Consider the following 24432-nt stretch of genomic DNA (forward strand, 5'->3'; position numbering starts at 1 on the left):
TCGGGCACAAGGTCGGCCGGTGGGACGGCAAGTCCGCCGAGCTGGGTCGCAGGCTCGGGGCCGCACATTGAGCGGGTCATCGGCGGTTGCGGGCGAGTGGCGACGAGGCGTCCGGGCGGTGCGGCGGCGACGTGGAGTGCGGCGCGTTCGGGGTGCGTGAGCTGCGAGGTGGAGAACGGCGTCCGCTACGCCGGTACGCCCTGTACTCGGATGGCTGAAGGCGGGCCGTTCGACCGGGTGGGCTCTGCAGGCGTCAGCCCGTCCGACGGGCTGTGGCGTTCGGCGCGTTCGCCGACGACCACGCCAAGGTTGATCCGGGTGGGAGGCCGGCCTCGGCTCGGATGGCTTGTCGCCAGACACTCCACTCTGTGCACGACCTGAGCGTCAGGACCCCTTGGAAACGCTCACGTCGAGCACAAGGTCGGCCGGTGGGACGGATGAGGTTGCCGAGCGAGCTGGGGATCGGCGGGGTGGGAGGCGAGGCGACGGCCTTGATCGTGCCGTAGGTGACGATCATCGCGACTTTGGGCACCGGCCAGGCGGTGTGCGGCGGGGTTGGGTGGCTGGTGGGTGCTCAAGGTCGAGGGGTGGGGCGAGATTGGGCATGAGCTAGGTACGGTACTGCGGAATTGGTGCCCGGTCCGTGCTCAAAGTAGGCGACAGAAGGGGCTGCCGAGCAAGCTGGAAGTTCGTCGGACCGGTCGCCTCCCAGCCGCCGTACTGGGATTGCTGGGGCGGGCGGCGATGAGGGGCGCGATGTCCGGGAGCGCGAGGGGCGATGACGAGCGAGCACATCCATGGCTTGTCGCCAGACAATCCACTCTGTGCGCGACCTGAGTGTCGGGAGCCCACGGGAACGCTCACGTCGAGCACAAGGTCGGCCGGTGGGACGACAAGGCAGCCGAGCCGGGTCGCAGGCTCGGGGCCGCCTAATGAGCGGGGCAGCGGCGGGCTGGTTGCGGGCGAGCGGCGACGAGGAGTCCGGGCGGTGCGGCGGCGACGTGGAGTGCGGCAGTCGGGGTGCCTGAGCGGCGATGTGGTGTACGGCGGCCGAAGTGTGACTGACGGTGGGGAGTACCGAGTCCGGGGTGTGTGAGCGGCGGGGGGAGTACCGAGTCCGGGGTGTGAGCGGCGGTGAGGAGGACCGAGTCCGGGTGTGTGAGGGGCGGCGAGGAGGACCGAGTCCGGGTGTGTGAGGGGCGGCGAGGAGGACCCGCGTCCCGGCTGTGTGAGCGGCGGTGAGGGGTTTGACGTGCGTGGGCGGAGTCTGGGCAGGCCAGTTGGTGAGGTGCTGTTCGGTGTGGTGGTTCTCTGGTTCGCCGGCCAGGTGCTGCTTGGTTGGGTGCGTGATGGGTGGGCTGCGGGTGCGCCGGGTGGGGTGTTAGAGGTTGGCGGCCTTGGTGTTGAGGTAGCGCTGTTGCGGCAGGCTGGTGGTGAGGGTTGCTGCTAGTTGGTAGGCCGTTCGGGCGGCGGGGTCGCCGGACATTTCTAGTAGGTGGGCTCGTACGGCGTGTAGGCGGTGGTCTTTGGTGAGGTGTGCGTCGCTCTCGATCTGAGCGAGTAGGGCCAGGCCGCGGGTCGGTCCTTCTGCCATTGCTACTGCGACGGCGTGGTTGAGGGCGACCATGGGGTTGTCGTTGAGTTGCAGGAGGACGTGGTAGAGCGCCACGATCTGGGGCCAGTCGGTGTCTGTCCAGGAAGTGGCCTCGTCGTGGACGGCGGCGATGGCGGCCTGCAGTTGGTAGGGGCCGACGGGGCCGCGGGGCAGGGCTTCGGTGATGAGGTCGACGCCTTCGGAGATTGAGGGCTGGAGCCAGAGGGTGCGGTCTTGCTCGGCCATCGGGATCAGTTCGCCGTTCGGGCCGGTGCGGGCTGGGCGGCGGGCGTCGGTGAGGAGCATCAGCGCCAGCAGGCCGGTCACCTCGGCGTCGTCGGGGAGCAGTGCGTGCACCATCCTGGCCAATCGGATTCCTTCCGCTGCGAGCTCGACCCGCTGCAGGCTCGGGCCCGCAGTACTGGCGTAGCCCTCGTTGAAGATCAGGTAGATGACCTTCAGCACGGCGTCGAGGCGTTCGTCGCGGTCCGGCGGTAGCGAGAAGCGAGCGCCCGCGTTCTTCACGCTCTGCTTGGCCCGGGTGATCCGCCGGGTCATCGTCGCCTCGGGGACGAGGAAGGCGCGAGCGATCTCGGTCGTGGTCAGGCCGCCGACCGCGCGCAGGGTGAGCGCGATCTGCGAGGCGGGCGACAGCGACGGGTGGCAGCAAAGGAAGAGCAGGATCAACGTGTCGTCGCCGGCTTCTGCAGGCTTGTCCGCCGATGGGGCGAGCCACTCGTCAGGAAGGACCCACTGGGCGACGACGTCTTCCCGCCGCTGCCGAGCCTGTTCGCTCCGCAGCAAGTCGGTCAGTCGGCGAGAGGCGACCGTGATCAGCCAGGCTCTCGGATTATCCGGAAGACCCTGCTCCGGCCACTGCTGCGCAGCCGCGAGCAGAGCCTCCTGTACTGCGTCCTCCGCGGTGTCGAAATGCCCGTACCGCCGGACGAGCGCCCCGAGCACCTGCGGCGCCAGTTCGCGCAGCAGGCCCTCAGGCACGGACTCAGCCATCAGAGAAGGTCAGCCGACCAGGTCTTCCCGGCTCTCCATGAGCGGTCTGATGTCGGCGTACGCCGTGGCCCGGACGTGCTCCGGCGCTGGGGTCTCACCGAGTCGCGCGGCGATCTCGGTGGCGCGGTCGAAGCTGTCGCACTCGACGATCCAGTACCCGGCGAGGACCTCCTGCGTCTCGGCGTACGGGCCGTCGGTCATCACCGCGGCGCCGTCCTTCGAGCCGAGCCGGCGGGTCAGCACCGGCGCGGCGAGCCCACGGGTCTCGACCAGTTCGCCGGACTCGGCCAGGTCGTTGTTGAACTTCTCCATGAACGCGCCCATCGCGGCGAAGTCTTCTTCGGTCCAGGCGGGCTTGCCGGTGTCCTTGCCGCCCATGCCGTCGTAATCCTGCTGCGACGCGTAGGTGAGGATCATGTATTTCATCTGAGTCTCCCGTCTCCTGGCACCAACTTTGGTGCCTCTCACCGGTTACGTCGATGCCCTCAGCAGGAACCGGACATGCACCCAGCCGGAACTGTGAAGCATCTCAGGTGCAGGGCGTGATGAGCGTGTTGTGGGCCTTGATCGCGTCGGAGACGTCCGTCAGCGCGTTGGCCTCGGGCTTGTACTTGTTCGGGACGGCCAGCTCCAGATAGACCTTCCGGCCGATCGTGGTGAAGACATAGCCGTTGGTGACCTCCTGCGCGAACCAGCCGACCCCGTTCACCTCGAAGCACTGCGACTGCGCCTGCGCCATCCCCGCGGGCGGGAGGACCCCGCACGTCACCTCGATCGGCGGATCGCCGTACGCCGTGGTCAGTGCACTCGCCGGCTCGGTCTTGCGACGCTCGGCGTCAAGCACCTTGGCCGGCATCGCCTGGATCAGCGCAGTACAGGCGTCCGCGACCTCAGGCGCCGGCGATGGCACGGCAACCGCAACCGGTCCGGGACTGCAGCCGGTCAGAACAGAGGAGAGCGTGAGCAGCGTGAAGACCAGCGCGGCTCGCCGTGGCACGCGCCGGCGTCGGACAGCGGTGATCGGGATCAGATGTGGACGACGGGGCACGTCAGCGTGCGGGTGATGCCGGGGACGTTCTGCACCTTCGCCACGACCAGCTTGCCCAGTTCGTCGACGTTGCGGGCCTCCGCGCGCACGATCACGTCGTACGGGCCGGTGACGTCCTCGGCCAGGGTGACGCCCTGGACCTCGGCGATCTGCGCTGCGACGTCGGCCGCCTTGCCGACCTCGGTCTGGATCAGGATGTAGGCCTGGACCACCACGTCGTTCTCCACTCAGTCGTCCTCAGCTGACATCGGCCACGGTACTGCAGAGCGGCCGGGCGTACTCTTCGTTGCTCGGTCACCGTACCGCCTAGACTCCGTGGAGCGATATGGGAGGTCTGTTGACGTGACAGAGACGTTGGGAAGCACTGGGGAGTTCGGCTTCATCGAGGCCGTCACCAAGAGCCTTCCCCAAGGTGAGGACGTCCTGGTAGGACCGGGCGACGACGCGGCCGTGGTGGCCGTGCCGGACGGCCGGATGGTGATCACGACCGACCTGCTGGTGGAGGGCCGGCACTTCCGCCAGGACTGGTCCTCGGCGTACGACGTGGGCCGCAAGGCCGCCGCGCAGAACCTGGCCGACATCGTCGCGATGGGCGCCCGGCCGACCTCGCTGGTGGTCGGCTTCGGCGGACCGGCGGATCTGCCGACCGCGTGGGCGATCGAGCTCACCCAAGGCATCGGCGACGAGTGCGAGCTGCTCGGCGTGAGCATCGTCGGCGGCGACACCGTGCAGTCCGACAAGATCATCGTCTCTGTCACCGCCTTCGGCTCCCTCGACGGCCGCGAGCCGGTACTGCGCTCTGGTGCGCGCCCCGGCGACGAGGTGGCCGTAGTCGGGCGGCTGGGATGGGCCGAGGCCGGCTTCACCGTGCTCAACCGGGGCTTCCGGTCGCCGCGGTCCGTCGTTGAAGCGCATCGCCGCCCCGCACCGCCGTACGCCGAGGGAGTGCGCGCGGCGCTCGGCGGAGCCTCGTCGATGTGTGACGTGAGCGACGGCCTGGTCGCCGACCTGACGCATATCGCAGTCGCCAGTGAGGTCCTGATCGACATTCGCTCGGCCGCGTTGACCATCCCGGAGCCGCTTCAGGCTGTCGCAGCCGCGACCGGCGCCGACGCGCTGGCGTTCGTTCTGAGCGGCGGCGAGGACCACGCCCTGGTCGGCACCTTCGAACCGGCCGACGTCCCCGACGGCTGGACCGTCATCGGCACAGTTGCTGTAGGCAATGAGGAGCACCCGTCGGGCACGGTCACCGTCGACGGCGCCCCGTATACGGGCGCCACCGGCCATACCCACTTCCGGAACTAGGAGACCTTCATGACCACCGCGCCGCCCAGGGTGCTCACCATCGCCGGATCCGACTCCGGCGGCGGCGCCGGAATCCAGGCCGATCTCAAGTCGATGCTGGCCAACGGCGTGCACGGCATGAGCGTGCTGACTGCGATCACCGCGCAGAACAGCCTTGGCGTGCAGGGGGCCTGGGAGCTGCCGTCGGAGCAGGTGGTGGCGCAGTTCCGGAGTGTGGTGGACGACATCGGGGTCGACGCGGTGAAGACCGGGATGCTGGCCTCTGCGTCGATGGTTCGGGTGGTGGCCGAGTTGCTGCGGACGCTGCCTGACGGCGTACCGGTGGTTGTCGATCCGGTATCGGTGTCGAAGCACGGCGACGCGCTGCTCGCTGAGGACGCGATGGTGGCGGTGCGAGAGGAGATCGTGCCGCTGGCGACTGTGCTCACGCCCAATCTGACCGAGCTGGGTCCGGTGGCGGGTGTCGAGCTGCGGAGCGTGGAGGATCGTGAGCTGGCGGCGAAGGTGCTGCTGGACGCCGGCGCCTCTTGGGTACTGGTCAAGGGCGGGCACGACACTGGCCCGCTGGCTGTCGACGTGCTGCACGGGGCCGGAGTACGGCAGGAGTTCAGTGCGCCGCGGGCCGACAACCGGCACACGCACGGCACAGGGTGCACACTGGCGAGCGCGATCGCGTCGTACCTGGCCCGCGGGTACGACGTACCGGCTGCTGTCGGTGCGGCTAAGGACTACGTCAGTGGGGCGGTGGCTGCCGGTTTCGCGCTCGGTGGTGGGATCGGGCCGGTGGAGCATGCGTGGGAGTTCCGAAACAGGAGTGACAGGTGAACAAGAGCCGCCCACCGGTGGACGGACTGTGCGACGAGTGCGGCTTCAACTACGACACCGGTGACTTGCAAGGCACAGTGACGACGCTTGTGCGGCAGTCGGCCGAGTGCAGCATGGCGCTGACGAAGGCGGCCGCGGGACCGGATGCGGACGTGGTGCGGATCCGGCCCGAGCCGGAGGTGTGGTCGGCGATCGAGTACGCCTGCCACGTGCGCGATGTCCTGGAGGTGCAGCGGTTTCGGATCGCTCAGTGCCTGGCGGAGGACCGGCCGGTGTACGCGCCGATGGACCGGACCGGCCGGGTGAAGCAGGAGAAGTACGAGGACCAGGACCCGATGGAGGTGGCGGCGGCGCTGATGCGTTTCGCCCGCGAGTTCGGGGCGGCGGCTCGTGTCCTCACCCCGCCGCAGCTCGGCAAGCTCGGCCTCTACAACTACCCGGTCCGGGCGCCCCGCTCGCTCGGCTGGCTGATCCGCCACACCGCCCACGAGATCCAGCACCACCGCCACGACATCATCAAGATCCTCGCAGTCCTCGAACCCCCGATCGTCCCGGCCCCAAAGCCAGAGCCAGCGCCCGAGTCGCCGCCCGAGGGGCTCGAGCCAGGTCCCGAGCTTGGGTCGGGTTCGGGGTTGGAGTCGGGACCGGAGTAAGCGCAGCAGCTCAGAGGTGACTCTCGGACCAGGCGGCGAGCGCGGTAGAGCTAGTGACGTGGTCGAGTCCCAACGCAGCAGCCCCCCGAAGCGCCCCAGTCTGCTGGTGGGTCGAGTCAAGCACTGCAGGCGGCTTGGCACGGTGGAACGTCATCAGACTCTCGCCATAGGCAGCGGCAAAGGTAGCGGAAGCCGCAGCCCGCAGTGGGATAGCAAGCCCACCAAGCGTCACCACATCGGGGTCATGCGCATTGACCAGACCAGCGATCCCACTAGCCAAAGCAGCAACCACCGCCTCGACCGCCCGCCCAACAGGCGGCTCAGACAGGCGCAGGAGCAAGCCCTCGGCATACGCGTAAGGCTCGTCGGGCTCCGGATCGCCAAGATGCCGGGCGAGCGCACGCCCGTCCACCTCAAGGTCCCAGCACCCCTTGGCCCCACACGGGCACGACAAGCTTCGGTCGCCGAACGGCAGATGCCCATACTCACCGCCAGCGCCAGTAGCCCCACTAGCAGGACTCCCGTCAAGGATGAGCGTCCCGCCGATCCCCACCTCGACAATGAGATGCAGCGCCGTCCCTGCCCCGGCTGCTGCACCAGTACGCGCCTCAGCAACTCCACTAAGCGTCGCGTCGTTCCCAACCAGCAGCGGCAGCCCCGTCTCGCCTACAACCGCGCTCAGATCGACAGCACTCCACCCCAGCGTCGTTGCCTGCATCAGATGGTCCCCCCGGACCGTGCCGGCCACGGCGAGACTGACCGCAAGCAACCGATCCCCGTACTCCGCCTTAGCGCCAGCAACTGCCACCCCAAGAGCAGCCAGTACTGCGTCCGGCCGGCGACTGCGGTGGCGCTTGGACCGCTGATCGAGCAGTACCCCGTCCAGTGACACCACTGCGCTTCGCCAGTCCGCCTGCCGGAGCTCCATCGCGAGTACCACCGGCCCCCGCGGATGCGGGCGCAGTACCGTCGTCGGCCGCCCGCGGCCCTGACTCGGCGCCGGCGTCTCCGTCAGCAGTTGCAGGTCGCGCAGCCGAGCGGTGACCTCCGTAGCCGAGCTGGTGCTCAGCCGCAGCTCTCGTGCCACCGCGGCCCGGGTGATGCCGGGCTGCCGGGCCACCTGGCCGAGTACGTCGGCTGCGGTCTGCCACTGGCCACGTCTTGCCGTCATGGGACCTCTCTGGCTTATGCTCGGAGTACGAGTTTAATGGAGGCGTCGATGGAGTTGCGGCAACTGCGGGCCGTGTTGTTCGACATGGACGGCACCTTGGTCACCTCGGACGCGGCTGTCGAGCGCGCGTGGACGACCTGGGCATCCGAATACGGCGTCGATCCGGTGGAGGTCCTCTCCGAGGCACACGGCGCACCCGCCGAGTCGACAGTCGACCGGATGCTCCCGCAGCTCGACCTGCCCGCTCGGACCGCTGCGGCGGCTCGCCAGTTGGAACTCCAGTACGACGACCTCTCCGGCGTCTCGGCAGCTCCCGGAGCCGCCGAGGTACTCGCCGTACTCGAACAGCGTGGGCTCCCGTGGGCAGTGGTCACTAGCGCCGACCAGCGGCTCGCCAAGGTCCGGCTGGGTGCCGCAGGGATCGACACGCCTCTACTGGTGACGATCGAGGACATCACCCGCGGCAAGCCCGACCCCGAGGGCTACCTCCGCGCCGCCGAGTTGCTCGCGGTAGACCCGCAGTACTGCCTGGTCGTCGAGGATGCCGAGGTCGGGCTCCAAGCAGGCCGCGCCGCCGGCGCCCAGACCGCAGCGCTCAAAGGTCTCGAAGGCGATATTCGACTCGGTGACCTCCACCAGCTGGCCGCGCTGCTACGGACGGGGGAGTGACGAGTCGGCAGGTCGAGATCCAGATCGGCGTCGCACTGGGGGCGCTGGGGTTTCTCCTGGCTGGGCTCGGCGCCTGTGTCGCCGTCCTCGCGCGGGACCTGGACCTGCCCGCCGACCGGCTCGCCTTGCTGTCATCGGCCTTCGCCGTGGGGTTGCTCATCATTGCGCTGGTCGGCCCGCTGCTGCTCAGGTCCCTGGCGATCAGCGTCGTACTGCGGATCGGATCCGTCGTCTGCGCGATGGGAGCCGTCCTGCTCGCACTCGCCCCGGGGTACGGCGTCGCGATCGCGGGGGGCCTGTTCATCGGGCTGGGCGGCGCCATGTTGGTCCTGATCGCGCCACTGCTGCTGAGTGGTCCGACGGCCGCGGCGCGGCTCACCAAGGTCAATGCTTTCGCCAGCGCGACCGGCATCCTGGCCCCACTCGCCATCGGCGCGATGGACGCCTTCGCCTCCACCGGACGGCTTGCGATGCTTGCCGCCGCGCCGCCACTCCTGGCACTGGCTGTACTAGCTCGACCTGCCGCTGCTCTGGTGCAACCGGCGTCTGGTGGCCTGGTGGTGCTGCAGGTCGCTCGCGGCTGGGTCCGAGTGGTACTGGCTGTGGCGGTGGAGTTCTGCTTCGTGGTGTGGGCAGTGGCCAGACTCGTGGATGCGGGGTTGCCGATGGCAACGGCCGCCTTGCTGGGTAGTGCATTCCCGATCGGAATGGCGGTGGGGCGAGGGATCGGTCCGCTGCACCTCGGTAGCTGGTCGCCGATGGTCCCGGGTGGCCTGCTGGCGATCGCCGGCACGCTTCTGGTCAGCTTGTTCGATGCACCGGTCGCGGTGACAGCCGGCCTGGTGATCGCGGGCATCGGGGTCGCGCCGCTCTATCCCGTCACCATCGCAGCCTTGGTCGCCACCCCTGGGCTCAGCCCGGCCCGACTGGCCGCGCTCGGCGCCTCGGCTTCGGGAGTGGCCATCCTGCTCGCTCCGGCCATACTTGCGGTCCTCGCAGGAGTCGTGGACCTGCAGATCGCATTCCTGATCACGCTGCCGTTGCTGGTCGCGCTGTTCCTGGTGTCCCGCCCCTTGAGCCGTGACCGCGCGGAGCTGCCCACCCAGGTTTCAGCGTGAAGTCGTCAGCCCGTGGCGTGAGAGCAGGTCGCGCAGGGCCTCGTGGCCGTCTGCGAGGTCGTACAGCTCGGCGTTCAGGCCGACGCTGAGGGCGCCCTCGATGTTGGCCTCGTTGTCGTCGATGAAGAGCACCGACGAGGCGGGCTGGTCCACCGCGGTCAGGATGGCCCGGAAGTACGCCGGGTCGGGCTTGGCCAGCTCGAGATCGCACGAGTAGAAGGTCTGGTCGAAGAGGTCCCGATAGCGCCGCTCGTCGTGCATGATCGCTCGCCGGTAGGCGTGCTGGTTCGTGGCGAGGTGGCACCCGATCCCGCCGTCGCGCAACTCCTGGATCCAGGCGACGACGACCGGATCGGCCTCGAACGCGTGCCACAGCTGCAGCACTTCCTCCAGGGACCCGGTCGACGACCACCGCGCCAGTACTTCGGCCGCCGCCTCGGGGAAGTCGCCCTTGCCGGCGATCGACGGCCGCTCCGACACCATCAGGTCGAGCACGAACTCGTCGGCCGACTCCGCGGCCACGAAGGCGGACAGCGTGGCCCGCCAATCGACGGTCGGCCGCTGGATGACTCCATCGGCGTCGAACAGAACGGTATCGATCCTCACTGGCGGCATGCCGCCATCCTGTCAGCCGTCCAGTCACCGAGACATGCGAGGGCGTCAGAGGTTGCCCCCTTGACCGGTTCAGTTGGTATGCGCTTACCTTAGGTGCGTCTGAACATTTGTCGACAAGTTCTCGCGCAAACGAACATCCGCAGGTCCCCTCCCGGTAGCGATGCGAAGGTGTAGGTGAGGCGGTTCATGGCAGTCACACGCAGGCAGTTCCTGGTGTTAGGTGCCGGGGCGATGGCCGGGCTGACCGGTTGTGGTTCACGAAGTTCGCTGGGTGGCGCCGACCAGCTCAGCATGTGGACCTGGACCGGGTCGGTCAACGACGCCCTGATCGGCGAGGCCGAGAAGGCGATCCCGGGCGGGAACGGCAAACAGCTCTCGATGACCCGGATCGGCGGCGACTACAAGACCAAGGTGCTGACCGCCCTGGCCGGCAAGTCGATGGTGCCCGACATCATCGGGATCAACGACGACGTCGCCACCTACTTCCCGAACGCCGACCAGTTCCACGACCTGCACGCGCTGGGCGCGGACAAGTTCAAGGGCGACTTCCTGGAGTGGAAGTGGAAGCTCGGCATCACGCCGGAGAACCGGATGATGGCCTACCCGATGGACACCGGCCCGACCGCGCTCTTCTACCGCCGCGACGTCTTCGACAAGGCCGGACTGCCGACCGAGCCCCAGGACGTGGCCGCCGCCGCGCCCGACTGGGACAGCTATATCCAGCTCGGCAAGAAGCTCAAGCAGGCGGTGCCCGGCTCGGCGATCACCGACAACATCACCTCGGTCTACCTCTACGCCCTGGCCCAGTTGCCGCAGCGCTACATGACCGCCGATGGCCGCTACATCGGCGACGGCGAGCACATCAGGAAGGCCTGGGAGCTGGCCATCCGAGTGGTCAAGGAAGGTCTGTCGGCGAACGCGCAGGAAGGCAGCACCGACGCCAACGCGGTCGTCACCAACGGCCGGCTGGTGGCCTTCATCGGCGCGGTCTGGTGGGCCCAGCTGGGACCGAAGAACGCCGCGCCCAAGACGAAGGGCCTCTGGCGGGTCACGCCGTCGCCCGGCGGCCCGGGCAACCGGGGCGGCTCGTTCCTCGCGATCACGAAGTACTGCAAGGATCCCGAGGCCGCCTTCGCCTTCATCAGCTGGCTCGAGTCGTCGAAGAACCAGGCTCAGTCGTTCCTCGACCCCGTGCTCTTCCCGTCCACCCCGGCCAGCTACACCGACCCCCGGCTGGCGGCCCCCGACCCGTTCTTCGGCGGTCAGCGGATCGTCGACGTCTTCGCCGAGTCCGCGAAGAAGTACCCGGGCGCCTACTTCAGCCCGTACGACTCGATCATCAACGACCCCTTGAAGGCCGAGTTGGTCAACGTGGAGATCGGCAGCAAGACCTCCGACCAGGCCTGGAAGGACGCGCAGCACCAGATCGACCGCGAACTCACCCGAGCGGGGGCGATCTGAGATGGCCGTCAGCGACGCAGTACGCAGTACCGCCGCGGTGACCACCACCAAGGACCCGGGCCCAGACAGGCCGCCGAGCAAGTTCCGCCAGGCGTTGCCGCAGTACGCCGCGGTGTCGCCGTTCTTCATCCTGTTCGCGATCTTCGGTGCCTTCCCGGTGTTCTTCTCGATCTGGCTATCGTTCCATTCCTGGGACGGGATCGGCACGATGAAGTGGGTCGGGCTGGAGCAGTACAGCTACCTGCTCACCGACCCGACGTTCTGGAAGTCGATCACGAACACCCTGATCATCTGGGTGATCTCGACCGTTCCGATGCTGCTGCTGGCCCTGGTGATCGCGAACTCGTTGCACAACGCGACGCGGTTCCGCAGCTTCTACCGGATCGCCTACTTCATCCCGAACATCACCTCGGTGGTCGCCGTGACGATGGTGTTCGGCTCCATCTTCAGCAACAACTTCGGCCTGCTGAACGCGTTCCTGCAGTCGATCGGGCTGGACAAGATCGAGTGGCTGAGCCAGCCGTGGGGGATCAAGATCGCGATCGCCAGCATCGTCGCCTGGCGCTGGACCGGCTACAACGCGATCATCTTCCTGGCCGGCCTGCAGGCGATCTCGTCCGACATCTACGAGGCCGCCAAGATGGACGGCGCCTCGCCGTCGCAGACGTTCTGGCGGATCACCGTCCCGCTGCTGCGCCCGGTGATCCTGTTCACCGCGGTCACCTCGACGATCGGCGGCCTGCAGATCTTCACCGAGTCGCAGGTGCTGTTCGGCAGCAGCGGCGCGATCGGCGGGCCGGGTGACGGCGGGCTGACCATCGTCTCCTACCTGTACGACAACGCCTTCGGCTCCAACCAGTTCGGGTACGGCGCCGCGATCGGCTGGGCGCTGTTCATCCTGATCGTGTTGTTCTCGATCATCAACTGGCGGCTGATCGGCGGCAACGACGACGAACGGATCACCAAACGGGCGGCGCGCCGGGTCCAGCGCAAGATCGCCGCCGAGCAGGTGGCTGCGGACAAGGCAGGAAAGGAGCACGCCGATGCGCACTGAAAAGGTCCGTACCGTCGTCGGTCACGTCGTGCTGATGTTCGGCGTCCTGGTCTCGATCTTCCCGTTCTACTGGATGCTGGTGATGGCCTCCAACACCACGCCCGACATCTTCACCTATCCGCCGAAGCTGCTGATCGGCTCGCACCTGTTCGAGAACATGGGCAACGTGCTGGACAACATCGACTTCTTCGGCTCGATGCTGATCACCTTGTTCGCCAGCCTCGGCGTCACCGTGCTGGTGCTCTTCTTCGACTCGCTGGCCGCGTTCGCGTTCGCGAAGTACGAGTTCCCCGGCCGCAACCTGCTCTTCGGGATCCTGCTGGCGACCTTCATGATCCCGTCCCAGCTGGCGCTGGTACCGCAGTTCGTGACGCTGGCCGAGTTCGGCTGGATCGGGTCGCTGAAGGCGCTGATCATCCCGGGCGCCGCGAACGCGTTCGGCATCTTCTGGATGCGCCAGTACGCCAAGGGCGCGATCCCCGACGAGCTGATCTCGGCCGCCAAGGTCGACGGCGCCGGCTTCTTCCGGCAGTACCTCACCGTCGGCCTGCCGGTACTGCGTCCCGGGCTGGCCTTCCTGGGCATCTTCACCTTCATCAACGTCTGGAACGACTACCTGTGGCCGTTGATCGTGATGACCGATCCGAACAAACTCACCCTGCAGGTCGCCCTGCAGCAGCTGAACGGTGTCTACGGCACCGACTACAGCATGGTGATGGCGGGCGCACTGATGAGTGTGATTCCGTTGATCGGCGTCTTCTTGATCGGCGGCCGCCACTTCATCGCCGACATCGCCGCCGGCGCCATGAAGTTCTGACCCTGACCGCACCTCGATGAGGGGAACCTCTGTGCAGAATCGCAAGCTTCGCTGGGGCATCCTGGGTACCGGCAACATCGCCTCCAGGTTCGCCAGTCAGCTCCCGTCCTCCACCACCGGCGAGCTGGCCGCGATCGGCAGCCGCAGCCAGGCCTCGGCCGACGAGTTCGGCGACAAGTACGCCATCCCGAACCGGCATGCGTCGTACGCCGAACTGCTCGCCGACGAGACCGTCGACGCCGTCTACATCGCCACGCCGCACCCGCTGCACCCGGAGTGGGCGATCAAGGCCGCCGAGGCCGGCAAGCACGTGCTGTGCGAGAAGCCGCTCGCGATCAACCGGGCCTGGGCCGCGGCGATGATCGAGGCCGCGATCCGCAACGACGTCTTCCTGATGGAGGCGTACATGTACCGCTGCCTGCCGCAGACCAAGCTGGTCGCCCAGCTGGTCCGCGACGGCGCGATCGGCAAGGTGCACCAGATCCAGGCGTCGTTCGCGTTCCAGGCGTCGTTCAACCCGGGCAGCCGGATCTTCGCCGACGACCTGGCCGGCGGCGGCATCCTCGACGTCGGCGGGTACCCGGTCTCGATGGCGCGCCTGATCGCCGGCGCCGCCGCCGGAGCGCCGTACGCCGATCCGGCGGCGGTGACCGCGGTCGGTCAGGTCGGTGAGACCGGTGCCGACGAGTGGACGGTCGCGACCCTCTTCTTCGATGGCGGGATGACCGCCCAGGTCAGCACCGGCGTCCGGCTCGGCGACGAGAACCGGGTCCGGGTGCTGGGCAGCGAGGGGTACCTCGTCATCGAGGACCCGTGGTTCGGCGGGGACGGCAAGCCGACCCACGTCACGCTGCACAAGGTGGGGGAGGAGTCGCGGGACATCTCCCCGGAGCCGGCCTTCATCTACGCGGCCGAGGCGGACGCGGTCGCGGCGGCGATCGAGCAGCGGCAGGCGCCGGAGATGTCATGGGCCGACACGCTCGGCAACCTCGAAGTACTGGACTCCTGGCGCAAGGCGATCGGGCAGCAGTACGCGAGTGAGCGCGACGACGCCCTGATCCCGACGGCGACCGGCCGGCCGCTGGCGCGACGCGAGGACGCGCCGATGACGTACGGCGAGGTGCCCGGCCTCGGCAAGCAGGTGTCGCGGCTGGTGATGGGCGTCGACAACCAGGAGACGCTCACGCATGCCGCGGCGATGTTCGACGATTTCGTGGAGCGCGGTGGGACGACCTTCGACACGGCGTACATCTACGGCGGTGGACGTGGTGAGAAGCTGCTCGGCCAGTGGATCAAGTCGCGCGGCAACCGGGACGAGGTCGTTGTCATCGGCAAGGGTGCGCACACGCCGCACTGCGATCCCGAGTCGATCACCCGGCAGCTCGAGGAGTCGCTGGAGCGGCTGCAGACGGATCACGTCGACCTCTATCTGATGCACCGCGACAACGAGGAGATCCCGGTCGGCGAGTTCGTCGACGTCTTGGACTCGCATTACCAAGCGGGGCGGATCAAGGCGTTCGGCGGGTCCAACTGGTCGACGGCTCGCTTCGACGAGGCCAACGCCTATGCGGAGACCCATGGGAAGCAGCCGTTCACGTTGCTGAGCAACCACCTCAGCCTGGCGCGCGCGTACGACGTACCGTGGGCCGGTTGCCGGCATGTCAGCGACGACGAGTCGCAGGCGTGGCTGCGCGAGCGGCAGGTGGCGCTGTTCCCGTGGTCGAGTCAGGCGCGTGGATTCTTCACCGGGCGGGCCAAGCCGGAGGACCGGTCGGACGAGGAGCTGGTGCGTTGCTTCTACTCCGATGCCAACTTCGAGCGGCTCAGCCGGGCCCGGGACCTGGCGGACAAGTATGGTGTGGAGCCGACGGCGATCGCGCTGGCCTGGTTGCTGCACCAGCCGTACCCGGTGTTCCCGCTGATCGGCCCGCGTCAGCTGAGCGAGACGCGGACCTCGTTGCCGGGGCTGTCGGTGGAGCTGTCGGGCGAGGATGTGGCCTGGCTAACAGCCGCGGAGCTCGGCTGATACCGAATTGGTAGACGCGTCAGCCGCTGTGTAACATGGTCTGTCGGTGTCTCGACCCTAATCACGGAGAATCATGTCTAAAGTTTGCGATGTTTGCGACAAGAAGCCGATGTTCGGCAAGAGCGTTGCCCGGCTGGGCAAGGGCGCGATGATCCGTCGGGTCAAGGCTCGTACGAACCGTCGCTTCAACCCCAACATTCAGCCGATCCGCGCCGTTATCAAGGGCACGCCGGTGAAGCTGAAGGTCTGCACGTCCTGCATCAAGGCAGGCAAGGTTCAGCGCGTCGTCGGCTAGAACTTCCGGCCTCCAGTAGGCCGGCCTCCGTGTAGGGCCCCAGAGGCGCCCGGGTTCACCCCGGGCGCCTACTGCTGTCTGCACAACATGCTGTGCTGGTCGTACTGCTCCAGCTCATCCCCGGTGGGACGCTGGAAGAGGGTGTCGTACGACGTGAGTTCGGTGTGGGTGATCTGGAAGGTGTCGGGCGGGGCGGCTTGGTTGCGGGCGTCGAGTCGGGCCCAGAGCACGTCGATTGGTGGGTCGAGCACGATCAGCTCAGTCTGGGCGCCCAGGGCCTGGGCGCTTTTGCGGAACAACTCCCGCTCCTCGGGGCTCCAGCAGCCGTAGTCGAGGATCACGTTCACGCCTAGCGTCAGGGCGCGAGCGGCTACTGACCAGAGAAGTTTGGACTCGAGTACCCACCGCTTGCCCTCGTGTTCGCCGGCGCCGAAGAGTGGCGCCATCCACTCGTCCGGGGTCAACCGGAGTGCTGCTCGCTCCACCTCCAACTGTCTGGCCAAGGTGGTCTTTCCTGAGCCGGGCAAACCGATGAGCAGGGTCATGGTCATGCCAGAACCCTAGGCTCAGGGCAGAGGTGAGAGGACGGCCACCGGGATGAGGCGGCCGGACTTTTCCTCGTACTTGGTGAAGAACGGGGCGCGGGCGAGTACTACGTCTTGCCACAGCCGGTCGCGGTTGGCGGCGTCGGATACGCGGGGTTCGGCCTCGTGCTGGGTGTTGCCGATTTGGATTTGTACCCGGGTGGCAGCGCGGAGGTTGCGGAACCACTGGGGGTCGCTCTTGGTTCCGCCGGCGGAACCCGTGACGAGGTAGCCGTCGCCGGTTTCGAAGTAGGCGACTGGGATGGTGTGCGGCTTGCCGGTCTTGCGGCCGGGCGTGGTGATCAGCAGCACGGGGAGGCCCTTGGCTGTTCCGCCGATCCGACCTCCTGAGCGGCGATACAGCCAGACTGCGAGCCGGTTGGCGTTGCGGAGCAGTCTCCGCAGTACCGGACCGCGAACTGCTGTGCCGCGGACGCGGGCGATGTAGCGGCGGTAGCGGCGGCGGCCGAGCAGTCGCCACATCAGCTTGATCGGGAGCGGCAGCTCGCCGGTGAACCACGCCGCCTCTTCCGGGGTCGCGACGTCCTCGAGGCTGCCGGTGGCGATCAGCTTCTCTTCGTCCGTGAACTTCTCGAACGTCACTTCGCCGAACCGCCGCCACTCGTCGACTTCGATGTGGGCGCGGAGCAGCGGGACGACGTTGGCCTCCTCGTCGTCGAGGTGCTCGACCAGCGCCTGGGTGAACTCGTCCAGAGCCGTCGCCAGCTCCTCGCCGTTCACGGGTGCCACGCGCCAGGCCGCGAGGGTGGTGCGCACCTTCGACGACCTCTCGGCCACCGCCTCGTGCTGCTTCTCCATCCGGTCGATCAGCTCGGCCTGCGGCGCGGCGCGTTCGAGCAGCCGGGGCCAGATGTTCTCGTCCTCACCGGTGTGGTGGTTGTGCAACCCGTTCAGGAGGAAGTCGAGATGCGCGGCGATCACCTCGGCACGCGCGGTGGCGGCCGGCGGAGTACGCCGTACCAGGCCGGCGATCTGCGGGAAGCCTTGCCGGAAGATCCGGTGGATGACCGCCATCTCCTCGGTGCGGGGTGCGGTCCTCGGGTTTCCAGCGGTGGTGCTCTTCATGGCGCGCCTCCTGTCGATGGGCGCTCGGTTTTTATCAGGTAACCCTGATAATCAGGTATACTTGATGAAGTGGTGAACCCGCAAGAGCTTCCTGAGCAAGCGCAGAACACCGTCTCGATGCTCGGCCAGGCCTACAGCCTGCTCGGGTTCCAGATCGTCGACGGGGTGGTCGGTGCGGGCTATCCGCAGAAGCCGTCCCACTCCGCCGTGTTCGCGCAGATCAGCCCGCGCGGGAGTCGCCTCAGCACGCTGGCTCGCGGGGCGAACATGTCACCGCAGGCGATGGGGGAGCTGGTCGACGAGCTGGAAGAGCTGGGCTACATCGAGAGGCAGCCGGATCCGACCGACCGGCGCGCGAAGCTGATCATGCTGACCCCTCGCGGTCACGAGTGCATCGCCGCCGGCATCGCGACCATCCAGGGGATCGAGACCAGGATCGACCAGATCCTCGGCCTCGACGGTCATGCCGAACTCCGCCGGCTGCTGACCGAGTTGCTGGGGAGTGTGCCGACCGACAGGACATAGTCGCCCGATCGGCCCGTCACCGACCCCACTCAGGCGGGGGGAGACCGCCGGGCGAGGACTATGTCCTGTCGGTCGGGACGGCGGGGGCTATCTGGCGCGGGCGATGACGGTTAGTTCGTTGCGGTTGTGGTGGAGTTGGCGGGCCGCCAGTACGTCGTACTCCTTGCGGAGGACGTCCATGCCGCGGCGGGCCGTGTCGAGAGGGTTGCGGCCGCCGCCCTTGAGAGTGACGACTGCGAGGGCGCCGCGTTTGAGGTGCGGGATGGCGTCGAGCATCACGCGGGCGCTCAGGATCTGGTCCATCCGCATGTCGTTCACCACCACGTCGAAGCGGATGTGGTTGCGCCGGAAGAACTCGCCGGCCGTCGTACCGACATGGTGAACGCCGCGATCGCCGGCCACCCGCTGATCCAGCTCGCCGGGATCCACCGACCAGACCTCCTGGCCGTGCTGGCGCAGGATGCGGGTCCAGCCACCAGGGCTGGCGCCGAGATCCAGCGCCTTGCCGCCATCCGGCAGTCGCAGGTCGAAGGTCTGGATCGCCTCCTCCAGCTTGAACTCTGACCGCGACACCCGCTCGTCCGACCGCGCCAGCCGCATCCGCCCGCCCGGCCAGTCCGACAGGCTGTGCTCGAGCCGGTTGAGACCGATCACCACGCTCTTCTTCGAGGCGAAGCAGGAGACCACGAGTTCCTGCCCGGCCCGGCTGACCTCGATCCCGCGAGCACCCAGCGACTCTTCCAGCAGGTGGTAGTACGACCCGCCGCTGCTGGCTCCGTCCGTCCAGGTCTGTACTGCGAGCGCCTGCGGATGGCGGGGCAGTTCGGCCAGGATCATCTCCGTCAGCTCATGCCCCGGCGGCACCTCGGCGACGGGGAAGCTCGCGAGCTCGGCGGTCAGATGCCGGATGAAGACGATTCGCCCGTCGCCGCACGCCGCGGCCAGCTCCTCCATCGACGGATCGTTCTCGACGATCCGCCCGAGGTCCCCGCTGACCCGCTCGACCTTCACCCGCGGCCCGAACTCGTCCCGGAGCTCACGCACCGCCAGGTCATAACTGTCGGTAGCCACCGAGAAGAGCAAAGCAAGCACAAGTCATAGTAAGTGCCCGCGCCTCCCCACCGACGCGTCGTCAGCTCGGGTCAGGGGTTCGGAGGATGTGGGTGACGTTCGCCGGACTGCTGATCCAGTGGGCCCGCATTCCTGCCGGGAACGGCTCGAGCTCGTCCTGAGGATGGATGCCGTGCTCGGCCAGGTGAGCGGTGGCCGCTTCGACATCGTCGGTGAAGAGCTCCAGCCACAGGTCGGATCGGGCCAGGTTGTCCACCCGGTCGAACCAGATCTTGACCGGACCGAACTGCATCGAGGCGACCTCCGACACGTAGCCGTCGACGGTACCGCCGGACTCCTCGGTGATCTCGAAGCCGAGCACGTCGCGATAGAAGGCGACAGTGGCGTCGTACTGGGCCTTGGGCAGCTTCATGGCGATGTTCCGGCCGGCGCGGATGGTGGGGTTCATAGTTCTCCTTCGTGGTGTTTATAGCAACCAATTGGTTGCTATAAACTAGCGCATCATCTCGGATCGGTCCAGAAGCGGTTAGCCTTCCGGGCGTGGATGTGCGTGGAGAGGTGCTGACGACGGCGGTACTGCGAGCTTGGGCCCGTACTGCGCTGTCCGAGCTCGGGCGTGCCCGGGCGGAGATCGATGAGCTCAACGTGTACCCGGTCCCCGACGGCGACACTGGCACCAACCTCTACCTGACTTGGGAGGCGGCCTGCGACGCGCTGCCGGAGGGGGAGCTCACCTTCGCCGAGGCGGTCCAGGCGTTCGGCCGGGGAGCCCTCCTGGGCGCTCGCGGCAACTCCGGCGTCATCACCTCCCAGCTGGTCCGCGCCTGCGGCCTCCGCCTCGCCGAGAACCTCCCGCCTCACCAGGAGCCGTCGGACGGAGTACTGGCTGATGCGCGGATGAGTGAGGCCGTCGCCTTTGCCGACGCGTTGGTCTTTGCGGCTGATGCTGCCTACAGCGCTGTGGCGCAGCCGGTTGAGGGGACCATGCTCACCGTCGCCCGGCAGGCCGGCAATGCGGCTCTAGAGGCGGCTAACCAGGGCAAAAGCCTGGCTGAGGTGTGTCTGGCGGCCGTGGCGGCTGCACGGGTCGCCCTGACCAAGACAACCGAGCAACTGGAGGTACTGCGCCGCGCCGGCGTCGTGGACGCGGGCGGTGCCGGGCTGGTCGTCATCCTGGGTGCCATGGAGTCGGTCCTGTCCGGGCGAGGGCCGGCCAGTACTACGGGCGTACCGGCGCGGGTGCCGCCGCAGGGAGTCCCGAGCCAGGCAGGGACCGATCTCGACCCAGACGGACCGGCGTACGAGGTGATGTATCTGCTGGAGGCGCCCGATGAGCAGATCGGCGACTTCCGGAAGGCGCTCGCGGGGCTTGGCGACTCGGTCGTGGTGGTCGGCGGTGACGAGCTGTGGAACGTCCACGTGCACACCGACGACGTCGGCGCGACGATCGAGCTGGGCATCGGGATCGGGAAGCCGTACCGGATCCGGGTCACCCACTTCGCCGACATGGCTCACCGCGAGCCGGTACCGAACCGTGCCGTGATCGCTGTCGCAGCCGGCGACGGGCTGGCCGCGCTGTTCGCTGAGGCGGGCGCAGTGGTCGTCCAGGGCGGGCCGGGACGCCGGTGCTCGACCGGGGAGCTGCTGAGGGCGATGGAGCGGTCCGGTGCGCCGGAGATCGTGCTACTGCCGAACGACCGCGACTCCATCGGGGTTGCGGAGGCAGCGGCCGCGGCGGCGCGACAGGACGGCGTACGGGTGGCTGTGATCCCGACCCGGGCGCAGGTGCAGGGGCTCGCGGCGATCGCCGTACATGACCCTGAGCGGAGCTTCGACGATGCCGTGGTGCAGCTGTCGGCCGCGGCCGGGCAGACTCGGCACGGTGCGGTGACGATCGCCGTGAAGGACGCCTGGACGATGGCCGGGACCTGCCGGATCGGCGACGCGCTGGGCGTGGTGGACGGCGACTTCACCCTCATCACCGACGACCTGGAGACCGCCGCGACGGGTGTCGTGGACCGCCTGCTGGGCGGTGGTGGCGAGCTGATGACGGTGGTCACCGGGCGCGAGGCCGACCCCGCGCTGGTCGACGCGCTGGTGCGGTATGTGCGCCGGATTCGCCGGGATGTCGATGTCGTGGTGTACGACGGTGGACAGGAAAGGTACCCGTTGCTGATCGGGGTGGAATGAAGACCGACATCGACCGTAAGCTCCGCGACTTCATCGGGGCGAAGACGGCCAAGAGCTTCTCCGAGGTGCTCGGGATCGAGACCGTCGGCGAACTGCTGCGGCACTACCCGCGGCGGTACCTGAAGAAGGGCGAGCTGACGCCGTTCGACGAGCTGGAGATCGGCGACCAGGCCACGGTCAGCGGGCGGGTCAAGAAGGTCACCGTGCGCTCGCTGGACTCCAAGCAGGAGATCCGGCCGGACGACGTACAGAAGTTCCGCCGGCACAAGACGATCACCAAGGTGGTCGTCACCGACGGCCGCAACGACCTCGAGCTCGCCTTCTTCAACCAGCCCTGGCTGGTGAACAAGCTGACCCCAGGGACGGCCGCGCTGTTCTGGGGCGAGGTGACGAGGTTCCGCGACATCATGCAGCTCAAGGGCCCGGGCACCGAGATCCTCGACGAGGAGGACCTCAGCGAGGAGGAGATCGAGCGCCGCGCCAAGCCGTTCCGGCCGCTCTACCCGGCCAGCGCGAAGCTGCCGACGGCGACGATCGAGCGCAGTATCAAGATCGTCCTGGACAACCTCGAGGATGTCGACGACCCGATCCCCGAGCTGATCCTGCGCAAGGAGCGGCTGATCGGGCTGCGCGAGGCGTTGCAGAAGGTGCATCTGCCGGAGACCGAGAAGGACTGGGAGGTCGCGCAGAAGCGGTTCCGGTTCGAGGAAGCGCTGGTGATGCAGACGATCCTGGCCCAGCGCCGGGCCGTCACCGACGCGCTCAAGGCGGTACCGCGGGAGCGCACCGCGGGCGGTCTGCTGGACGAGTTCGACGCGCGGCTGCCGTTCAAGCTGACCGCGGGACAAGCCGAGGTCGGCGACGAGATCTTCGCCGATCTCGCCCGGCCGCACCCGATGCACCGGCTGCTGCAGGGTGAGGTCGGCTCCGGCAAGACCGTCGTAGCGCTCCGGGCGATGCTCTCGGTGGTCGACGCCGGCGGCCAGGCGGCACTGCTCGCACCGACCGAGGTGCTCGCCACTCAACACCACAAGACGTTGACGAAGATGCTCGGCGAATTGGCCGAGCAGGGCATGCTCGGCGGCGCGGAGCAGGCCACGCGGGTGGGGCTGCTGACCGGGTCGCTGAACGCGGCAGCCCGGCGTACGGCGATGCTGGACGCGGCCAGTGGCGCTGCGGGGATCGTCGTCGGCACGCACGCACTCCTTGAGGACAAGGTGCAGTTCGCCGGTCTCGGCCTGGTCGTGGTCGACGAGCAGCACCGGTTCGGTGTCGAGCAGCGGGCCGCGCTGAGCCAGAAGTCGGGGGACGCGACGCCGCACACGCTGGTGATGACGGCGACGCCGATCCCGCGGACCGTGGCGATGACCGTGTTCGGCGACCTCGCGGTGTCGACACTGACCGAACTGCCCGCAGGCCGCTCCCCGATCATGAGCTCGGTGGTGCCCGCGCTGGAGAAGCCGAACTGGCTCGACCGTGCCTGGGTACGCGTTCGCGAGGAGGTCGGCAAAGGCCACCAGGCGTACGTCGTCTGCCCGCGGATCGGTGACGAGGTGAAGAACGCCGCGGACGAGGAGGGCGACTTCGCCGCCGGAGCCGACGACGAGGACGAGACCAAGGGCAAGCCGAGGCCGGCCATCTCGGTGCTCCAGGTCGCCGAGGTGCTCGAATCGACGCTCGGCGATCTGCGCGTCGAGATCCTGCACGGGCGCTTGCCGGCCGACGAGAAGGACTCGGTGATGTCCCGGTTCGCGGCCGGCGAGATCGACGTGCTGATCGCGACCACCGTGATCGAGGTCGGTGTCGACGTGCCGAATGCGTCGACGATGGTGGTGATGGACGCCGACCGGTTCGGCATCTCCCAGCTGCACCAGCTGCGTGGCCGGGTCGGCCGTGGCCGGGTGCCTGGGCTCTGCCTGCTGGTCACGTACGCCTGGGGCGGATCGAAATCCATGGGGCGGTTGGAGGCGGTCGCGGCGACGACGGACGGGTTCGAGCTGTCCCGGATCGACCTGGAGACAAGGCGCGAAGGCGACGTACTCGGGGTCGCGCAGTCCGGCCGCCGGAGCAGTCTCAAGCTGCTCAGCGTGTTGCGTGACGAGGAGATCATCCTGACCGCGCGGCACGTCGCGAACTCGCTCATCTCGGTCGACGCGGAACTGGCCGAGTACCCCGTACTGCGGTCCTTCGTGCGCAGCGCGCTGGAGTCCGAGGCGACCGACTATCTGGAGAAGACGTGACGCGCATCGTCGGGGGAGTGGCGGGTGGCCGGCGGATCGCCGTACCGGCCGGCAGTGGGACCAGGCCGACCGCCGATCGGGTCCGGGAGGCACTTTTCTCTTCCCTGGAAGCCGAATTCGGCAGTTTCGACGGCCTGCAGGTGCTCGACCTGTACTCCGGTTCGGGTGCGGTCGGGCTGGAAGCCCTGTCGCGCGGGGCGAAGCGGGTCGTGCTGGTCGAGGCGGATCGCCGGGCCGCCGACGTGATCGCCGCGAACATCAAGGCGGTGGGGCTGCCGGGCGCGACGCTGCTCACCAGGCCGGTCGAGAAGGTTGCCCAGGGCGACAATTCGGGCGGGCCCATCGATCTGGTCTTCGCCGACCCGCCGTACCAGCTGGAAACCGTCGAACTGCAGGGGGTGCTGACCTCGCTGGCTTCGGGTGGGTGGCTCGCCGAGGATGCGGTGGTGGTCGTCGAGCGGGCCAAGCGGGAGCCGTGGGAGTGGCCCGAGGGGTTCGCCGCGTTGCGGGATCGCAAGTACGGCGAGGCCCGGCTTTGGTACGGTCACCGCCATGAGTAGGGCTGTGTTTCCCGGCACCTTCGATCCACCCACCAACGGGCATCTGGACGTGATCGCCAGGGCGTCCGCCGCCTTCGACGAGGTGATCGTCGCGACCGGGGTGAACAAGTCCAAGCAGCGGCTGTTCAGCGTCGAGGACCGAATCGCGATGCTGACCGAGATCGTGGCGCCGTACGGCAACGTCCGGGTCGGCACCTTCGACGGGCTGCTGGTCGACTACTGCCGGGCCGAGGACGCCCAGGTGATCGTCAAAGGGCTGCGCTCGGGCGGTGACTACGACTACGAGCTGCAGATGGCCCAGATGAACCGGAAGCTGTCCGGCGTCGACACCGTCTTCCTGCCGACCGCGCCGGAGAACGCTTACATCTCCTCCAGCCTGGTCAAGGAGATCGCGAAACTCGGAGGCCCGGTGGAAGATTTCCTGCCCCCCGCAGTCCATGCCCGGCTGCTCGCCGCGCTGTGAGCCTGCCCCGAATTGGGCGAGACGGTGGGAACTTGGTAATGTTGTCCACTG

At 68.0% G+C, this 24432-nt stretch carries 25 protein-coding genes; 15 read left to right on the forward strand and 10 right to left on the reverse strand.

The genetic code is table 11. The features are described from left to right. Positions 1–1381: 1381 nt before the first annotated feature. The 4 genes from A3ES_RS0123810 to A3ES_RS0123825 all read right to left on the reverse strand — a co-directional run bounded on the left by A3ES_RS0123810 (position 1382) and on the right by A3ES_RS0123825 (position 3868). Positions 1382–2605: an RNA polymerase sigma factor gene (locus tag A3ES_RS0123810; RefSeq protein WP_020389352.1), complete on the reverse strand. Its 1224-nt coding sequence runs from the start codon at positions 2603–2605 to the stop codon at positions 1382–1384. Between the two features lie 9 nt (positions 2606–2614). Continuing rightward, a complete protein-coding gene (locus A3ES_RS0123815) occupies positions 2615–3031 on the reverse strand; it encodes a YciI family protein (RefSeq protein ID WP_026163141.1) in 417 nt (138 codons plus the stop codon). A 103-nt stretch (positions 3032–3134) separates the two neighbouring features. Next, positions 3135–3602 (reverse strand): DUF3515 domain-containing protein, encoded by a 468-nt coding sequence (locus A3ES_RS0123820; RefSeq protein ID WP_020389354.1) that lies wholly within the window; start codon positions 3600–3602, stop codon positions 3135–3137. Between the two features lie 29 nt (positions 3603–3631). Beyond that, positions 3632–3868 carry an Lrp/AsnC family transcriptional regulator gene (locus tag A3ES_RS0123825; protein WP_026163142.1) on the reverse strand — a complete coding sequence of 79 codons (237 nt, stop codon included), beginning with the start codon at positions 3866–3868 and terminating at the stop codon, positions 3632–3634. Between the two features lie 127 nt (positions 3869–3995). Here A3ES_RS0123825 and A3ES_RS0123830 point away from each other — a divergent pair, with 127 nt between their 5' ends. The 3 genes from A3ES_RS0123830 to A3ES_RS0123840 are packed head-to-tail and all read left to right on the forward strand — an operon-like array spanning position 3996 to position 6436. Next, positions 3996–4958, forward strand: a complete 963-nt coding sequence (locus A3ES_RS0123830) for a thiamine-phosphate kinase (protein ID WP_020389356.1) — start codon at positions 3996–3998, stop codon at positions 4956–4958. Between the two features lie 9 nt (positions 4959–4967). Next, positions 4968–5783 (forward strand): bifunctional hydroxymethylpyrimidine kinase/phosphomethylpyrimidine kinase, encoded by an 816-nt coding sequence (gene thiD, locus A3ES_RS0123835; protein WP_020389357.1) that lies wholly within the window; start codon positions 4968–4970, stop codon positions 5781–5783. Then, positions 5780–6436: a DinB family protein gene (locus A3ES_RS0123840; protein ID WP_020389358.1), complete on the forward strand. Its 657-nt coding sequence runs from the start codon at positions 5780–5782 to the stop codon at positions 6434–6436. Before thiD ends, A3ES_RS0123840 begins: the two co-directional genes overlap by 4 nt. Positions 6437–6446: 10 nt before the next feature. On the opposite strand, the gene A3ES_RS0123845 is transcribed toward A3ES_RS0123840, so the two are convergent. Continuing rightward, entirely contained in the window at positions 6447–7607 is a 1161-nt protein-coding gene (locus A3ES_RS0123845) for an ROK family transcriptional regulator (protein ID WP_020389359.1), read from the reverse strand. Between the two features lie 48 nt (positions 7608–7655). On the opposite strand from A3ES_RS0123845, the gene A3ES_RS0123850 reads away from it, so the two are divergent. Both A3ES_RS0123850 and A3ES_RS0123855 read left to right on the forward strand, forming a co-directional pair. Then, positions 7656–8276, forward strand: a complete 621-nt coding sequence (locus tag A3ES_RS0123850; protein WP_026163143.1) for an HAD-IA family hydrolase — start codon at positions 7656–7658, stop codon at positions 8274–8276. Beyond that, positions 8273–9394 carry an MFS transporter gene (locus A3ES_RS0123855; RefSeq protein ID WP_020389361.1) on the forward strand — a complete coding sequence of 374 codons (1122 nt, stop codon included), beginning with the start codon at positions 8273–8275 and terminating at the stop codon, positions 9392–9394. Before A3ES_RS0123850 ends, A3ES_RS0123855 begins: the two co-directional genes overlap by 4 nt. Here A3ES_RS0123855 and A3ES_RS0123860 read toward each other — a convergent pair. Then, entirely contained in the window at positions 9386–10009 is a 624-nt protein-coding gene (locus A3ES_RS0123860; RefSeq protein WP_020389362.1) for an HAD-IA family hydrolase, read from the reverse strand. The two genes, A3ES_RS0123855 and A3ES_RS0123860, sit on opposite strands and share 9 nt — an antisense overlap. 186 nt (positions 10010–10195) lie before the next feature. On the opposite strand from A3ES_RS0123860, the gene A3ES_RS0123865 reads away from it, so the two are divergent. The 5 genes from A3ES_RS0123865 to rpmB all read left to right on the forward strand — a co-directional run bounded on the left by A3ES_RS0123865 (position 10196) and on the right by rpmB (position 15662). Further along, a complete protein-coding gene (locus A3ES_RS0123865) occupies positions 10196–11470 on the forward strand; it encodes an ABC transporter substrate-binding protein (RefSeq protein ID WP_026163144.1) in 1275 nt (424 codons plus the stop codon). A gap of 1 nt (position 11471) precedes the next feature. Further along, positions 11472–12524: a carbohydrate ABC transporter permease gene (locus tag A3ES_RS0123870; RefSeq protein ID WP_020389364.1), complete on the forward strand. Its 1053-nt coding sequence runs from the start codon at positions 11472–11474 to the stop codon at positions 12522–12524. Then, the gene (locus tag A3ES_RS0123875) at positions 12514–13341 is read left to right on the forward strand and encodes a carbohydrate ABC transporter permease (protein ID WP_020389365.1); all 828 of its coding nucleotides are present in this window, start codon (positions 12514–12516) and stop codon (positions 13339–13341) included. The genes A3ES_RS0123870 and A3ES_RS0123875 overlap by 11 nt, the downstream gene beginning before the upstream one ends. A gap of 31 nt (positions 13342–13372) precedes the next feature. Beyond that, positions 13373–15367 (forward strand): aldo/keto reductase, encoded by a 1995-nt coding sequence (locus A3ES_RS0123880; protein WP_020389366.1) that lies wholly within the window; start codon positions 13373–13375, stop codon positions 15365–15367. Positions 15368–15440: 73 nt separating this feature from the next. Beyond that, on the forward strand, positions 15441–15662 hold the full coding sequence (rpmB, locus tag A3ES_RS0123885) for a 50S ribosomal protein L28 (RefSeq protein WP_026163145.1): 222 nt from the start codon (positions 15441–15443) through the stop codon (positions 15660–15662). A gap of 68 nt (positions 15663–15730) precedes the next feature. Here rpmB and A3ES_RS0123890 read toward each other — a convergent pair whose 3' ends face one another. Next, a complete protein-coding gene (locus A3ES_RS0123890; RefSeq protein WP_020389368.1) occupies positions 15731–16213 on the reverse strand; it encodes a P-loop nucleotide/nucleoside kinase family protein in 483 nt (160 codons plus the stop codon). Between the two features lie 15 nt (positions 16214–16228). Continuing rightward, positions 16229–17332, reverse strand: coding sequence for a nitroreductase/quinone reductase family protein (locus A3ES_RS0123895; protein ID WP_020389369.1), 1104 nt, complete (start codon positions 17330–17332; stop codon positions 16229–16231). A gap of 69 nt (positions 17333–17401) precedes the next feature. On the opposite strand from A3ES_RS0123895, the gene A3ES_RS0123900 reads away from it, so the two are divergent. After that, positions 17402–17857 (forward strand): MarR family winged helix-turn-helix transcriptional regulator, encoded by a 456-nt coding sequence (locus A3ES_RS0123900; protein ID WP_202806572.1) that lies wholly within the window; start codon positions 17402–17404, stop codon positions 17855–17857. An 87-nt stretch (positions 17858–17944) separates the two neighbouring features. On the opposite strand, the gene A3ES_RS0123905 is transcribed toward A3ES_RS0123900, so the two are convergent. Further along, positions 17945–18928: an SAM-dependent methyltransferase gene (locus tag A3ES_RS0123905; protein ID WP_237745037.1), complete on the reverse strand. Its 984-nt coding sequence runs from the start codon at positions 18926–18928 to the stop codon at positions 17945–17947. 61 nt (positions 18929–18989) lie between these two features. Continuing rightward, positions 18990–19376, reverse strand: coding sequence for a VOC family protein (locus A3ES_RS0123910; RefSeq protein ID WP_020389372.1), 387 nt, complete (start codon positions 19374–19376; stop codon positions 18990–18992). Between the two features lie 92 nt (positions 19377–19468). On the opposite strand from A3ES_RS0123910, the gene A3ES_RS0123915 reads away from it, so the two are divergent. The 4 genes from A3ES_RS0123915 to coaD are packed head-to-tail and all read left to right on the forward strand — an operon-like array spanning position 19469 to position 24381. After that, a complete protein-coding gene (locus A3ES_RS0123915; protein WP_237745038.1) occupies positions 19469–21118 on the forward strand; it encodes a DAK2 domain-containing protein in 1650 nt (549 codons plus the stop codon). Beyond that, positions 21115–23358 carry an ATP-dependent DNA helicase RecG gene (gene recG, locus A3ES_RS0123920; RefSeq protein ID WP_020389374.1) on the forward strand — a complete coding sequence of 748 codons (2244 nt, stop codon included), beginning with the start codon at positions 21115–21117 and terminating at the stop codon, positions 23356–23358. Before A3ES_RS0123915 ends, recG begins: the two co-directional genes overlap by 4 nt. Beyond that, entirely contained in the window at positions 23355–23918 is a 564-nt protein-coding gene (gene rsmD, locus A3ES_RS0123925; protein ID WP_020389375.1) for a 16S rRNA (guanine(966)-N(2))-methyltransferase RsmD, read from the forward strand. Before recG ends, rsmD begins: the two co-directional genes overlap by 4 nt. Then, a complete protein-coding gene (gene coaD / locus A3ES_RS0123930) occupies positions 23911–24381 on the forward strand; it encodes a pantetheine-phosphate adenylyltransferase (protein WP_026163147.1) in 471 nt (156 codons plus the stop codon). The genes rsmD and coaD overlap by 8 nt, the downstream gene beginning before the upstream one ends. Positions 24382–24432 lie beyond the last annotated feature (51 nt).

Origin of the sequence: Kribbella catacumbae DSM 19601, assembly GCF_000372465.1 — a bacterium.
GTDB lineage: Bacteria > Actinomycetota > Actinomycetes > Propionibacteriales > Kribbellaceae > Kribbella > Kribbella catacumbae.